Here is a 13,710-nt window from a genome sequence, read left to right on the forward strand (position 1 = left end):
AATCCCGCCCTTTATGCCCCGCGCCCCGGCGAGCGGCACATCAATTTTTCGCGGCGCTTGTCGCCCGTATGCAGACATTAAGAGGCTAGACCCCTGTGGCATTGACGATTCTTGGCCTGTCCGGCGCCCTTAGCCATGATCCTTCCGCGGCGCTGTACATAGATGGCAAGCTGATCGCGGCGGCCGAGGAAGAGCGCTTCGTACGCGATAAACATGCAAAGAACCGCATGCCCTACGAATCGGCGAAGTTCTGCCTGGAACAGGCCGGCATCAAGCCGTCCGACGTCGACGTGGTGGCGATCCCGTTCGCCCCGATCAGCCTGTTCGGTGAAGCTCGCTGGCACTACGCCAAGCGTTACTGGTACGCCCCGGACCGCGCGCTCGATGCGATCCTGATGGGCAACCGCCGCTACAAGCGCTATCGCCGCAAGATTGTCTGGTGCCTGGAGCAATTGGGCTTCGATCCGAAAAAAATCAAGATCGAGCCGGTCGAGCATCACCTGGCCCACGCCTCCAGTGCCTACCACTGTTCGGGCTTCCAGGAGAAAACCGCGATCCTGGGCATCGACGGCAAGGGCGAATACGCCACGACCTTCTTTGGCTATGGCGAAAACGGCAAGATCCACAAGATCAAGGAGTTCTTCGACCCGGACTCCCTCGGCGGCCTGTACGGCGCGATCACCGAGTTCCTGGGCTTTGAAATGCTCGACGGTGAGTTCAAGGTCATGGGCATGGCGCCCTACGGCGATGCCAGCAAGTACGACTTCTCGCGCCTGGCTTCGTTCGAAAACGGCGAGTTGGTGATCAACACCGACTACGCCAACGTGATCGGCCTGCGACGCTATAAAGAGAAGGGCAAAGGCTTCTACTTCTCGCCGAAGCTGATCGAATGGCTCGGTCCGAAACGCGAAGGCGACATCGCCGACGAGCCGTACATTCACTACGCGGCCAGCATGCAGGCGCTGTTCGAGAAGCTTGCGCTGCAAATGATCGATCATTACCTGGGCGACGTGCTCAAGGAAACCGGCAAGCTGGCTTTCGCCGGTGGCTGTGCGTTGAACGTCAAGCTGAACCAGAAAATCATCGCCCGTGATGACGTCAAGGAGCTGTTCGTGCAACCGGCCTCCGGTGACGCCGGTACCGCGGTGGGGGCGGCAGCTTATGTGTCCCACGCCCGTGGCGTGCCGGTGGAGAAGATGGAGCATGTCTATCTCGGCCCGGCCTACAGCAACGAAGACGTGATCGCCGCCTGTGCCCGCCATCCGAGCAAGCCCGCGTGGCGCAAGATCGACAACACCCCTGAGCGCATCGCCAAGATCATGGTCGACGGCAACCCGGTGGCCTGGTTCCAGGGGCGCATGGAGTTTGGCCCGCGTGCCTTGGGCGGTCGCTCGATCATCGGTTGCCCAAGCGCCAGCGGCGTGGCCGATCGCATCAACGAGCAGATCAAGTTCCGCGAGCGCTGGAGGCCTTTCTGCCCGTCGATGCTCGACACCGTGGCGCCACAGATGATCAAGGTCGATCACCCGGCGCCGTTCATGACCTTCACCTTCGAAGTGGCTGAGGAGTGGAAGACCCGCGTACCGGAAGTCGTCCATGAAGACGGCACGTCCCGGGCCCAGGTGCTCAAGCGCGAGTACAACCCGCGCTACTACGACATGATGAAGGCGCTGGAAGTCCTGACCGGCAACGGCGTCTCCCTGAACACCTCGCTCAACCGTCGTGGCGAACCGATGATCTGCTCGCCGACCGATGCATTGAACATGTTTTTTGGTTCCGACCTGCAGTACTTGATCATGGAAGATATCCTGGTGGTCAAAGACGGCGTGGATGCTTATGACTGAAGTGTTGATCAGCGTCGTCATTCCTGCCTACAACTATGCCAAGACGTTGCCCCGCGCGGTGAACTCGGTGGTGGCGCAGTTGAGAGATGCCCAGGCTGAACTGCTGGTGATAGACGACGGTTCCACTGATGCGACGCCACAGGTTTTGGAGCAGTTGCTGGTTGAACATGCCGGTTGCTTTCGAGTCCTGCGCAAGTCCAATGGTGGTCTGTCTTCGGTACGAAATCGCGGGATCGAGGAGGCTCGGGGGCAATACCTGATCTTCCTGGATGCCGATGATGAGATGGCTCCAGGCGCGCTGGCTGCGGTGGCCCAACATATCGCCAGTCATCCCGAGAGCCGTTTTATCATTGGTGGGCACTGGTCGGTGTTTTCCGATGGGCGTCGGGTCCAGCACCGCGTAAAACCCTTGCCTGCCACACCGCGTGAACGTGTGCGTGGCTACTTGCTGGACAAGACGGTGACGCTGTCCAACGGTGCCTGTGTGATGCATCGCGATGTGTTTGCGCCGGGCAATTACCCCGAGCACTTGCGTAACGTCGAAGATATCCCGGTGTTTGCCCAGGTGTTGGCGCGTTTCCCGTGCAGCGTTCTCGATCAGCCGCTGGCGCTGATCTATAAGCATGACGACAGCATGCGGCACGACCTCAAGCAAAGCCTGGCGGCGGGCGTGGGGGTGGTTGACGAGGTGTTTTCCCCTGCGCGCTTGCCTGAGCTGCAGGACTTGCGCCAGGCTTTCATGGCTCAGCGCTGCCTGTCGTTGTTCCGGGATTGCTACACCGCTGGCGACTATGTCAACGCCAGGGCTTTTTATGCACAAGCTGTGCGCACCGATATTCGTTCGCTCACGCGTTGGACCTACACTCGCAAGGCCATTCGGTTATTGTTCAAATGAGTGCGCTATCGCCTGACGACAGTGGGGTCCAGGCGGTTGGATGCTGGGCGCAAAAAGCGCGTGAGTTGGATCGCTATCGCTGGAAACTGCTGCGCGAGCGTCATGGTCGCTGTGGCAGTTTATTGCGCCTGGTTCGCGATGTGCTGGTGGACGTCGTGGTCGGAATACGCACCAAGGCGTGCTTGAGTGGCTCGGTAGTCACCACGCCCTGTGAAGTGCTGTTGCTTCATTCGGCACCCAAGTCCATGGCGTTGCAGCGCAAAAATATTCTGATCGACTCCCTGCGCAAGCGCGGACACCATCTGGCTGAAGCGGCGTTACGCTCCCCCTCGGACGCCTGTGCCCTGCGTATGCTTTTGGCGCCGCCGCAGTCTGTACCGCTGCGATATCTGGTATATGCCGCCCATGCACAGTGGCTGGTGATGACGTACCAGCCCAAGGTGCTGATCAACGAGCGCAACGGTAGTCTCCATGCGCCGTTTCTGCGTCTGGCATTGGCTGCGCGTGGCGCTCGGCTGCTGCATCTGGCCCATGCCGCGACGCTGGAGTCTTCTCGACGACTGGCGATGAACGACTTTGATTACTACGGCGTCTTTGGGCGCAGTTCACTGGTGGCCTTGCAGGAACGAACGTTGCGGTTCGGAGAGTCGACGGTGGTGCTGGTCGGTTCCTACCTTGCCGATGAAACCTATGATTTACCCCCCGCCGATCCGGCTCTCCAGACGTTGTTGATTCTGGGGGTTGGCCCTGACCGGGAGAAAGAGCCGGGTTACCAGCGCACTTATCAGATGCTGTGCAACTGGGCCGGGCAACATCCGCACTATCGCGTTCTGTTTAAGCGTCATCCGCGCAGCAAGGCGCAGTTCTGGAGCGATGCGGCCCTTCAGTTCACCAACATTGAGTTGCTGGACATCAAGTGCTCATTGGCTCAGGCGCTCGCGCAGTCCAGTGTTGTCGTCAACATCATGTCCAATGCCGGTATCGAGGCGGGGCTGGCGGGGCGGCCGGTGATTCATGTGAACGCGGGCAGCGACGTGGATGTTTTCTCTCACTCGTTGTTTTTCGGGCCTCAAGTTCGCAATGAGCAGGCGCTTTCCCGTCAGCTGCAAATGCTTGAGCAAGATTATCAAGGGCAGGTGGCTCAGGCCCGACGGTTTGCTGACTATCACCTGGTGCACGGTTCCCAGGGGTTGGCGAAGACCACTCAACTGGTCGAAAACCTGCTTCGCGGTGAGGACCCAAGGCGCGACTTCGAGACCATCAGGTTGCCTGCCGTCGGTTGAAGGAGGCTCAGGCGCCTAGGGCCAGGCTCAGTTCACGTTCGTTGCACACGCTTTGCTGGTTGAGGTAATACTCAAGAAACTGATTGTCCTCAAGCAGCCACTGGCGATCCTGTCGATAACGCAGGATATGTTTGAAGTTGCGCAGGCGCAGACTCTTGCGCAGCGGCTTGCGATAGGTGCGCAGATCGGCGATATCGATCAGTCCCAGCTTGTTTTCAGGCGTCAGTACGACGTTGCCCAGGTGCGCAGAGCGAAAGTAGATACCCTTCTGATGCAGTTGCGCAATGAACTCACCCAAACGTGCCCGAAGCTCTCCATTGCCGTCCACGTTCAGCAGTTGACGCAGGGTTTGGCCGGGGAGTGGGTCGTAATGGACGGCATCGCGTTCAATGCTGGGGATGCGATAAATCTGACGAATTTGCGGGCACTCGATGCCACGTTCACAGAGCATTCGGCAGTTGTCGGCGAAGCGCTTTGCGTAAGGTGCCCAGAGTGCGGAGGTCAGCAGGCGTTTACGACGAAACAGCTTGAGTATCGAGCCATCAGTCAGGAGCAGGACTTTATCCCCTTTACCATCGGCTTCGAGAACGTCGGCACCTTCGCGCAGGCTGAGATAAAAAGCATGGTCGAGCGTTTGCATCTGTGCTCCAGGATTTGGCCCGATGGATGGGCCGCCGGCTATGTTACCGCAGTGTGCATGCTGCAAAAAACAGCTGTGATATAGTCGCGCCAATTTTCAAGGGACCCCGGCCCTGTCCATGGGGTCGCCTGGACTCTGTCACAGAGTGTTGTTTCTGATCTATGTTGCTATTCGCCATGCGTCGGCTGGCGTGTAGATGCCGCTTATCTTTTGGACACTCCATGACGACAATGCTGTTCATTTCTTTGGCCGCTCATCAGGGCCTTTATTTCAATCGGTTGCTCAACGAGACGGAACTGCAAGGCAAGGTCGTTACCCCTTCACAGATGCCTTGGCTTGGGTCACTGCAGATATCCAGGATTCTTTCTCGCGTCGACTGGTCAAGCCTGATCGAAGAGAAATGCGAGGAACGTCGCGTCAAGAACAAGAACAATGGCTGGCTGTACCGCCTGTTGTTGCGTCTTGAACTCTTTGGGATGGCACTGCGGGCCCAGGCTTTGCTTAACCGTGAGCGTCCTGATGCATTGGTATTCTGGAATGGTTCCCATCGCTATTGCCGATTGCTGACGGCGCTGGCCCCGTCGAGTTGCAAGACGTTCTTTTTCGAGAATGGCCTGTTGCCCGATACTACGACTGTGGACCCCAAGGGCGTGAACTACCTGAATGCGGTTCCGCGTGAGGCCGATTTTTACCTCAACTATCCTTACTTCGTGCCTGAAAACCAGGCGGCGCCAGTGCTGATCCCCCGTCCGCCTCGTACCACGGGCCCGGCACCCATTACGCTGCCGCAGCAGTTTGTCTTCGTTCCGTTTCAGGATGACCGAGATAGCCAGGTTCGGCTGTTTTCTCCCTGGATCAGCAACATGCGCGAGATGTTTGCCTTAGGCGAACGCCTGGCTAAAGAAACGGGGCTGACTGTGGTGTTCAAGGAGCACCCGTCCAGTCGCGAGACGTACCCGGAGCTGCATGAACGTACTCATGAGCGCGTGCTGTTCGCCAACGGTAATTCTACCCAGCAATTGATCGAGTCCAGTCTGTTTGTGGTCACGATCAATTCGACGGTTGGCCTGGAAAGCCTGCTCCTGGGCAAGCCCGTGCTCACCTTGGGCCAGGCCTTCTTCAACATCGAGGGGTTGGTGATGCATGCCGACACTGCTGGGCAGGTGGTGGAATTGGCGCGTGCATTCCCGCGATGGCCGCTCAACGAGCAATTAAGGCGTAACTTCCTGCACTACCTTTGCGAGCACTACTGCATTAAGGGTAGCTGGAAGACGGCCGATAAAGCTCAGTTACAACGAGTTGCTGATCGAATGCTGGGGAAAGTTGAGTGCTGACAGAAATGAAAAAAATGATCAACAAGGATGTCCTGGCGGTGTGGGCATCCATCGGTTTCCTCGTTTTATTGTGTGGGGCGTGGGTACTACCGAACAACAAACTGTATCACCAGATGTTGATTTTCCTGCTATGGCTCCCCGCCTTGCTGGCACTGTTTCATCGGGATTTTCGCCTGTTACTCAAGCAGCCTGAGTGCATTCTTCTCGTCTTGTTCGTGGCCTGGACGTTTCTGGTATTGGCGGTTGAGGGGGGGGATAACGTCTTCGGCAAGGTCAAGGTGACATTCTATGTAGCCCTGACCTTGGCAGGCGTGTTGCTGGCGGCACAGAACCGCCAGTGGCGGGTAGAGTCCATGTTGTTGTACGCATCGATTATTGGCGGTGTTTTTGCGGCCGCTTCCTGGGCATATTTTTATGGTCTGTCCGCTCGGCCTTTGCAAAGTCGGTTGATTGCCATCGGCTTGTGGGACACCCCGATCATGGCCGCGCACGCGGTGGGCGCCTTGGCGGTTATTGGCGTGTTCACGCTGCGAACCAGGCGCTTCACTCCTGCTGTGATGGCGTTGCTGCTGATCCCTGCGATCGGATACGCGCTGTTTCTGGGCTTCAGCCAAACGCGCGGTGTTTGGATCGGCTTGGTAGTCTGTCTATTCGTAATGGGGATAGCGCGACCGTCACGCCTGGGAAGTGGACTGATTCTTCTGGGGGTTCTGGGAGTGGCGTCCATTGCTGTGTTCAAATCGGAAGTTTTATTGCAGCGTGGCGTTTCTTTCCGGCCCGAGCTATGGCGAGGTGGTGTTCAGTTGATTCTGGACCACTGGGCGACGGGGTTGGGATTCAAAGAGTACCTGATTCCGGTCCCTGAGCTAGGACAGTCATTCAAACATCCCCATAACCTCTTTCTGGATACCGGTGTGCGTCTCGGGGTGCCCGGCCTGCTGTTGTTCGGCTGGCTGTGGCTGGCGGCTGGCTGGCGCGGCTGGATTTCGCGAGCTCAGCCGCTGGGTCAAGTGTTGCTGGCACTCTGGGTTTTTTCCGGGACGTCGTTGCTCACCGATGGCATCGGTCTCTGGCTCAAACCGAACGCCGACTGGTTGATCACCTGGCTGCCGATTGCTTTGAGTATTGTGTTGGCCGCTCGGGGGGACGCTGAAACCAGAAACTCCACCCAGAGCGTTTCTGCTGCTTGATGTTGGTGACGCGAAGGCGAATGGCTACCTCTGCGCTGTCCGGTCGTTCAGTCCTGGCTGAGCCGGTGCTGTAATTCGTTCGCTGTTACAATCTACATCTTGTCTCTTTTTTCAAACGTCCGAGGCGCACCGAATGGCCAATTCCGACCAGCAATCGAGCATGACGATTTACCTGCGGTTGCTGAAATACGTGCTCCCGTACTGGGGCGCCTTCGCCATCAGTATTATCGGTTTCGTACTGTTCGCATCCAGCCAGCCGATGCTGGCAGACATGCTCAAGCATTTTCTCGACGCTTTGCAGAAGCCCAATGACACTCAGTTCATGGGCGTTTCGCTGGTGCTCGGCGTGCCGTTGCTGATCGTGCTCATTGCGGTCTACCAAGGTATAGGCTCATTCCTGGGTAACTACTACCTCGCCAAAGTTGCTCGTGGTGTTGTCCACGACCTGCGCTGCGCCCTGTTCGATAACCTGCTGACCCTGCCTAACCGCTACTTTGACAACCATAACTCCGGCCACCTGATTTCCCGTATTACCTATAACGTGACCATGGTCACCGGTGCCGCCACTGATGCGATCAAAGTGGTCATTCGTGAAGGGCTGACGGTGGTGTTCCTGTTCGGATATTTGCTGTACAGCAACTGGAAAATGACGCTGGTATTGCTGGCGATCCTGCCGGTTATTGCCGTTCTGGTGAGTAGCGCCAGCAAGAAATTTCGCAAGCAGAGCAAGAAAATCCAGGTGGCGATGGGGGATGTGACCCATGTGGCTTCGGAGACGATCCAGGGCTACCGTGTGGTTCGCAGTTTTGGCGGTGAAAACTACGAAATCGAACGGTTTCACAAGGCCAGTGCCGACAACATGAACCGCAGCCTGGGCATGACCCGGACCCAGTCGATCTATACGCCTATGCTGCAGTTGGTGATCTACATCGGCATGGCCGTGTTGATGTACCTGGTGCTTTACCTTCGCGGTGATGCTTCCGCCGGCGAGCTGGTTGCCTATATCACTGCCGCCGGTTTGTTGCCCAAGCCCATCCGTCAATTGTCGGAGGTCAGCGCCACGATCCAGAAGGGCCTGGCCGCTGCGGACAGCATCTTCGAGCAACTGGACGAAGAACCGGAAGTGGACAAGGGAACCAAGGAGATGGCGCGTGTCGGTGGTCGCCTGGAAGTGCGCAACCTGAGTTTCCAGTATCCAGATACCGAGAAAGTCGTGCTCGACGATATTTCCTTTACCGCCGAAGAGGGGCAGATGATCGCCCTGGTAGGACGCTCGGGCAGCGGCAAGTCGACCTTGGCCAACCTGATTCCGCGTTTCTATCATCATGACAAGGGACAGATTCTGCTCGACGGCGTGGACGTCGAGGAATACAAGCTCACCAACCTGCGGCGCCACATTGCCTTGGTGACCCAGCAGGTCACGTTGTTCAACGACAGCGTTACCAACAACATCGCCTACGGCGACCTCGCTGACGCGCCCTTCGAGGACGTGCGCAGGGCTGCCGAAGATGCGTACGCCGCCGAGTTCATTGAGCAGATGCCTCAGGGGTACGACACCCTGGTGGGCGAAAACGGTGTCCTGCTTTCCGGCGGTCAGCGCCAGCGCCTGGCGATCGCCCGAGCCCTGCTCAAGAATGCACCACTGTTGATTCTGGATGAGGCGACCTCGGCTCTCGACACTGAGTCCGAGCGTCACATCCAGGCGGCCCTGGACCAAGTGATGAAAGGCCGCACCACGCTGGTGATTGCTCATCGACTGTCGACCATCGAGAAGGCTGACCTGATCTTGTTGATGGACAAAGGGCGTATTGTCGAGCGCGGCACTCATGCCGAGTTGCTGGCACTCAATGGTTTCTACGCTCGGTTGCACGAGAAAGACTTCGTCGAAGGTGCCGAAGAGGCAGCGAAGGAGTCCTTCGTTTGATTTTGAGTTACTGGCGGGCCTGGCGAGAAAGCGGTTGGACCCCTATTGATGCTGCGGCTTACGCTCTTGCCTGGCAACAGTTTGGCGGCAGTGTGGCGACTCACCCTGATGTGGTCGAGCGGCTGGCCGGATTTGTAGGCATTCCTGTACGTTATCTGGGCTGGTTCGTCGACGGTCAATTGTGTGCTGCGATCCCGACCTGGGGCCGTCATGTGGCCTTATCCAAGGATGTGCTCAAGCGTGAAGGCAAGCGCGGCATGCTCGATCTCGGCAATGCCGAGGTCATCCTGCCGGTTGCCGAAGACACTCGGATTCGCGTACGGCATCGCATGCGCTATGTGTCTGCACTCAATGCCCAAAGCATAACGGGCCTTGCTGAGCAGCCTGAAGGCTTGGCGCTGGCCCGTGAGCCCGAGGATTACAGTAAGAAATTTCGGTACAACCAGCGTCGCGAGCAGCGTTTGCTGGAGGATGCGGGCGGCAGCATCCGGCCTATGCTGGAGCTCAGCGCCGGCGAGCAGGCGGTCATCTATGCCGACCTGTTCCAACGCCGCTGGAACTTCGAAGCTCCAGGCAAAAAGCATCTGGCTGAGGTGTTCGGCCTGATGCGTGAGTTCATGACCGGGTCCTTGATCTACCTGAACGATGAGCCGGTGGCGATTCAGATCCTGTACCGGGTCGAGGCCCCCAAGTGGACCAGCCTTGAATACATCAACGGCGGCGTCGACCCGCAGAGTCGCGAGTTCAGTCCTGGCAGCGTGCTCAGTTTCGTCAATACCCAAACCGCTTGGGAGCAGGCTCGCGCCCTGGGCAAGCCGCTGCGTTATTCGTTCGGCCGTGCCGACCGCGAATACAAGGATCGCTGGTGTCACCGGGTTCCGGTCTATCAGGTTTGAGCGAGGGTAAACAGCCATGAGCGGACGCAAGCAGCAATTGCTTAAACGCCATCGTCAACGCAAACGTCTGATCCTGATTGGCATGTTGCTGGTGGCGTCCGCACTGGGCTTTTTTGTGTCGTGGTGGTCGTTGCCGCTTTTCCTGTTGCTGGGCTGGATCGCCCACGAGGCCTGGTTTTGCGATCATCTGTTCTATGCTCCGAACGACGATTATCGTTATGACTTCCCGCCAGGCACGCCGCAGTTTCCCGCCATTTTGAACGATGGCCTGTTGCAGGTGGCGGGCGCGTTCAGTGCGGGGCAGACGCTGATTCTGCAGGTGCGGGTCAAAAGCCACTGGTTGGGACGTTTTTTCGATCCTCAGGTATGGATCGGTGACGACCGCCAGGATCTGGAGCGCGGTGTCGCGGGTGAGCGTTTCCTCAATCTGTCCGGGCAGGATTCGGCGCTGACGAGCGGGCTCCTGAGAGTGCACGGCCGTTTTTGCAGCCTGGCGTCACAGGCGACTCTTCATGTGCTGAGCACTCCGGATTTTGGCCAGCAACGTTTGCTCGTCATCGCTCCTCATGCCGACGATGCCGAGCTTGCGGCTTTTGGTCTCTATAGCCGGGCCAGCGATGTGGCTATCGTCACGCTGACCCAAGGGGAAATCGAAGCCGAGCACTATCGCGATATGGGCCTGGACGCCGCTCAGGCTGCTCGCCTCAAGGGTCGCCTGCGTAGCTGGGACAGTCTGGCGGTGCCGTTGTGGGGTGGGGTGGCGCAGCAGCAATGTGTGCAATTGGGCTACTACTGCCTGCAGTTGGGGGCTATGGCGCAACAACCGGAGCGAAGCTTTGGCTCTCTGGAATCGGGCGATAGTGATATTCGGGACGTGCGCCGGTTCAACGCCCTGAGTCTGCCGGGTGACGTCGACGGCCAGCCGAATTGGCGCAACCTGGTGGCTGATCTGGTACGGATGCTTGAGCATCACCGGCCCGACGCGGTAGTGACACCTCATCCCGAACTGGATCCTCACAGCGACCATGTTGCCAGTACTCGCGCCTTGATGGAGGCCATTGAACTCAGTACCTGGCGCCCGCGTACCCTGCTGCTGTATGCCAACCACCTGCACGACAACGACCGTTGGCCAATGGGCCCGGCAGGCTATGGTATCGCCTTGCCTCCAGCCATCGAGCCGTTGCCGGTCGATGGCCTATGGAGTCCGCTGCTGGATGCGCCGACCCGCATGGACAAGGCCATGGCGTTGGGCATGCAGCACGACTTACAAGGCCGCCCCCCCTTCAAAAGGCAATTGCGCCGAATGATTCAACGGTTGTTGGCCGGACGTCGCTGGCCTCGCACCGGGGAGGATGAGTTTTTCCGCAAGGCGGTGCGTCGACATGAGCTTTTCTGGGTGCGTCCGCTGGCTGCCCCGCAGCAGGATGATCACTGAAGTATTTGTTGGCGAGCCGGCACAATGTGGTGTTCGGCCTATGCTTTGCTTTGGGCAATAAGTCGGGAATACGCGCCCATGCCGCGCACAGGCCGGTAAACCCTAATGCAATTCGATATCCGGGAGAGGCTCGGTTATGGACAGGACGACAAAGGTATCGACACAACGGCCGGCGATTCGGCCCCAGGCGCTGACGGTATCCCCGCAGGCGCGGGCGGCGATCAAATCCCAGCGCCCGCGATGTATCTGGCTGACCGGGCTGTCCGGGGCGGGAAAATCAACCTTGGCCAATGCGTTGGAAGTTCGCCTGCACGAACAAGGTTTCCACACCTGTCTGCTTGACGGGGACAACCTGCGTCAGGGGCTATGCGGTGATCTGGGCATGAGTCCGGAGGCGCGCAAGGAGAATATCCGACGAATCGGCGAGGTGGCGCGGTTGATGGTCGATGCTGGGCTGATTGTCATTGTCGCGGCTATTTCCCCGTTTCGAGCTGACCGTGAGGCCGCACGGCAATTGTTTCCCCAGAATACTTTTCTCGAAGTCTATATGAGCACGCCTTTCGACGTTTGCGTCCAGCGGGACCCCAAGGGGCTTTATCGGGAAGCGCTCGCTGGAAGGATCAAGAACTTCACCGGGCTCGACAGCCCGTACGAGGCGCCGCTGGCAGCCGATTGCGAGATCGACACGGGTGAACTGGAGTTGAGCCAGGCCTGCGACCGGCTGTGGGCGCTGTTGCACCGCTGAGCAAAAGACGTGAGCGCATCCGGTCAAAGCCATGAACAAGCCTTGCGCCAACCCTGTGCTAATATCCCGCCCTTGTTCATTTTGTATGTGGGATGCTCCATGAAGTTGTCCATGCCGCGATTCGATCAAGCCCCTGTATTGGTGGTCGGCGATGTCATGCTCGACCGCTATTGGCATGGCGGAACCTCACGGATTTCCCCTGAGGCGCCGGTACCGGTGGTCAAGGTCGAGCACATCGAGGATCGCCCCGGTGGTGCCGCCAACGTTGCCCTGAACATCGCTGCTCTCGGCGCGCCGGCCTCCCTGGTGGGTGTGACCGGTGACGACGAAGCCGCCGACAGCCTGACCAACAGTCTCAAGGGCGCCGGGGTTCGGGCAATATTCCAGCGCATCGCGCACCAGCCGACCATCGTCAAGCTACGGGTCATGAGCCGTCACCAGCAACTGCTGCGGATCGATTTCGAAGAACCGTTCGCCACCGACCCCCTGGCCCTCGGTGCCGAAGTCGATCGCCTGCTCGAAGGCATCAAGGTGCTGGTATTGTCGGACTATGGCAAAGGTGCGTTGAAAAACCATCAGGTGCTGATCCAGGCCGCTCGTGCCCGGGGTATCCCGGTAGTGGCCGACCCCAAGGGCAAGGATTTTTCCATCTACCGTGGCGCGAGCCTGATCACGCCGAACCTCAGCGAGTTCGAAACCATCGTCGGTGGTTGTGTCGATGAGCACGACTTGGTGAGCAAAGGCGCGCAGTTGATGCAGGACCTCGACCTCGGCGCCTTGCTGGTGACCCGTGGCGAGCATGGCATGACCCTGCTGCGTCCCGATCACCCCGCGTTGCACTTGCCGGCTCGTGCCCGTGAAGTGTTCGACGTGACGGGGGCTGGCGACACCGTGATTTCCACCCTGGCCGCCGCGCTCGCCGCTGGCGAGGAATTGCCCCATGCGGTGGCCCTGGCGAACCTGGCGGCAGGCATCGTCGTCGGCAAGCTCGGTACGGCCGCTATCAGCGCCCCGGAACTGCGGCGCGCCATCCAGCGTGAAGAGGGTTCCGAGCGCGGTGTCCTGGGCCTGGAGCAATTGCTGCTGGCTGTTGACGATGCCCGTGCGCACAACGAGAGAATCGTCTTTACCAACGGTTGCTTCGACATTCTGCATGCCGGTCATGTGACGTACCTCGAGCAGGCCAGGGCCCAGGGCGATCGTCTGATCGTTGCGGTCAATGACGATGCGTCCGTGAGCCGTCTTAAAGGGCCTGGGCGCCCGATCAACAGTGTCGACCGGCGCATGGCGGTCCTCGCCGGTCTTGGCGCGGTGGACTGGGTGATCAGTTTCAGCGAAGGCACGCCGGAAAACCTGCTGCGCCAGGTCAAGCCGGATGTGCTGGTCAAGGGCGGCGACTATGGGATCGATCAGGTCGTGGGGGCAGACATCGTCGCGGCCTACGGCGGCACCGTGAAGGTGTTGGGACTGGTGGAAAATAGCTCGACGACGGCTATTGTGGAAAAGATCCGCAATAACTGACGT

The 13,710-nt window shown here is 58.9% G+C and carries 11 protein-coding genes; 10 read left to right on the forward strand and 1 reads right to left on the reverse strand.

What is annotated here, in order from left to right:
• The first annotated feature begins 95 nt into the window (after nt 1–95).
• The 3 genes from ACWNZ1_RS18695 (at nt 96) to ACWNZ1_RS18705 (ending at nt 4,022) form a co-directional block, all read left to right on the forward strand.
• On the forward strand, nt 96–1,844 hold the full coding sequence (locus ACWNZ1_RS18695; protein WP_092222386.1) for a carbamoyltransferase family protein: 1,749 nt from the start codon (nt 96–98) through the stop codon (nt 1,842–1,844).
• Entirely contained in the window at nt 1,837–2,739 is a 903-nt protein-coding gene (locus tag ACWNZ1_RS18700) for a glycosyltransferase family 2 protein (RefSeq protein ID WP_256454137.1), read from the forward strand. The genes ACWNZ1_RS18695 and ACWNZ1_RS18700 overlap by 8 nt, the downstream gene beginning before the upstream one ends.
• A 65-nt stretch (nt 2,740–2,804) precedes the next feature.
• Nucleotides 2,805–4,022, forward strand: a complete 1,218-nt coding sequence (locus ACWNZ1_RS18705; RefSeq protein ID WP_256454138.1) for a glycosyltransferase family protein — start codon at nt 2,805–2,807, stop codon at nt 4,020–4,022.
• Between the two features lie 7 nt (nt 4,023–4,029).
• On the opposite strand, the gene ACWNZ1_RS18710 is transcribed toward ACWNZ1_RS18705, so the two are convergent.
• The gene (locus ACWNZ1_RS18710) at nt 4,030–4,662 is read right to left on the reverse strand and encodes a BUD32 family EKC/KEOPS complex subunit (protein WP_256454139.1); all 633 of its coding nucleotides are present in this window, start codon (nt 4,660–4,662) and stop codon (nt 4,030–4,032) included.
• A 221-nt stretch (nt 4,663–4,883) separates the two neighbouring features.
• Here ACWNZ1_RS18710 and ACWNZ1_RS18715 point away from each other — a divergent pair, with 221 nt between their 5' ends.
• The 7 genes from ACWNZ1_RS18715 (at nt 4,884) to hldE (ending at nt 13,707) form a co-directional block, all read left to right on the forward strand.
• The gene (locus ACWNZ1_RS18715; protein ID WP_135843384.1) at nt 4,884–5,996 is read left to right on the forward strand and encodes a capsular polysaccharide export protein, LipB/KpsS family; all 1,113 of its coding nucleotides are present in this window, start codon (nt 4,884–4,886) and stop codon (nt 5,994–5,996) included.
• Nucleotides 5,990–7,186 (forward strand): O-antigen ligase family protein, encoded by a 1,197-nt coding sequence (locus ACWNZ1_RS18720; protein WP_135843385.1) that lies wholly within the window; start codon nt 5,990–5,992, stop codon nt 7,184–7,186. Before ACWNZ1_RS18715 ends, ACWNZ1_RS18720 begins: the two co-directional genes overlap by 7 nt.
• 133 nt (nt 7,187–7,319) lie before the next feature.
• Complete coding sequence (gene msbA, locus ACWNZ1_RS18725) at nt 7,320–9,110, forward strand: lipid A export permease/ATP-binding protein MsbA (protein ID WP_135843386.1); 1,791 nt, start codon at nt 7,320–7,322, stop codon at nt 9,108–9,110.
• The gene (locus tag ACWNZ1_RS18730) at nt 9,110–10,006 is read left to right on the forward strand and encodes a GNAT family N-acetyltransferase (protein WP_135847937.1); all 897 of its coding nucleotides are present in this window, start codon (nt 9,110–9,112) and stop codon (nt 10,004–10,006) included. The genes msbA and ACWNZ1_RS18730 overlap by 1 nt, the downstream gene beginning before the upstream one ends.
• 16 nt (nt 10,007–10,022) lie before the next feature.
• Nucleotides 10,023–11,441 carry a PIG-L deacetylase family protein gene (locus ACWNZ1_RS18735; RefSeq protein WP_135843387.1) on the forward strand — a complete coding sequence of 473 codons (1,419 nt, stop codon included), beginning with the start codon at nt 10,023–10,025 and terminating at the stop codon, nt 11,439–11,441.
• A 136-nt stretch (nt 11,442–11,577) separates the two neighbouring features.
• Nucleotides 11,578–12,186 carry an adenylyl-sulfate kinase gene (gene cysC / locus ACWNZ1_RS18740; protein WP_135843388.1) on the forward strand — a complete coding sequence of 203 codons (609 nt, stop codon included), beginning with the start codon at nt 11,578–11,580 and terminating at the stop codon, nt 12,184–12,186.
• Between the two features lie 99 nt (nt 12,187–12,285).
• Entirely contained in the window at nt 12,286–13,707 is a 1,422-nt protein-coding gene (gene hldE / locus ACWNZ1_RS18745) for a bifunctional D-glycero-beta-D-manno-heptose-7-phosphate kinase/D-glycero-beta-D-manno-heptose 1-phosphate adenylyltransferase HldE (RefSeq protein WP_135843389.1), read from the forward strand.
• Nucleotides 13,708–13,710: the final 3 nt, after the last annotated feature.

The organism is Pseudomonas sp. CFBP 5748, assembly GCF_053850495.1.

What these genes read in the sequence shown, in the direction of transcription:
- cysC (WP_135843388.1), top strand. Translation starts at nt 11,578, where the DNA reads ATGGACAGGACGACAAAGGTATCGACACAACGGCCGGCGATTCGGCCC.
- ACWNZ1_RS18700 (WP_256454137.1), top strand. Translation starts at nt 1,837, where the DNA reads ATGACTGAAGTGTTGATCAGCGTCGTCATTCCTGCCTACAACTATGCC.
- ACWNZ1_RS18710 (WP_256454139.1), bottom strand. Translation starts at nt 4,662, where the DNA reads ATGCAAACGCTCGACCATGCTTTTTATCTCAGCCTGCGCGAAGGTGCC.
- hldE (WP_135843389.1), top strand. Translation starts at nt 12,286, where the DNA reads ATGAAGTTGTCCATGCCGCGATTCGATCAAGCCCCTGTATTGGTGGTC.
- ACWNZ1_RS18735 (WP_135843387.1), top strand. Translation starts at nt 10,023, where the DNA reads ATGAGCGGACGCAAGCAGCAATTGCTTAAACGCCATCGTCAACGCAAA.
- ACWNZ1_RS18715 (WP_135843384.1), top strand. Translation starts at nt 4,884, where the DNA reads ATGACGACAATGCTGTTCATTTCTTTGGCCGCTCATCAGGGCCTTTAT.
- msbA (WP_135843386.1), top strand. Translation starts at nt 7,320, where the DNA reads ATGGCCAATTCCGACCAGCAATCGAGCATGACGATTTACCTGCGGTTG.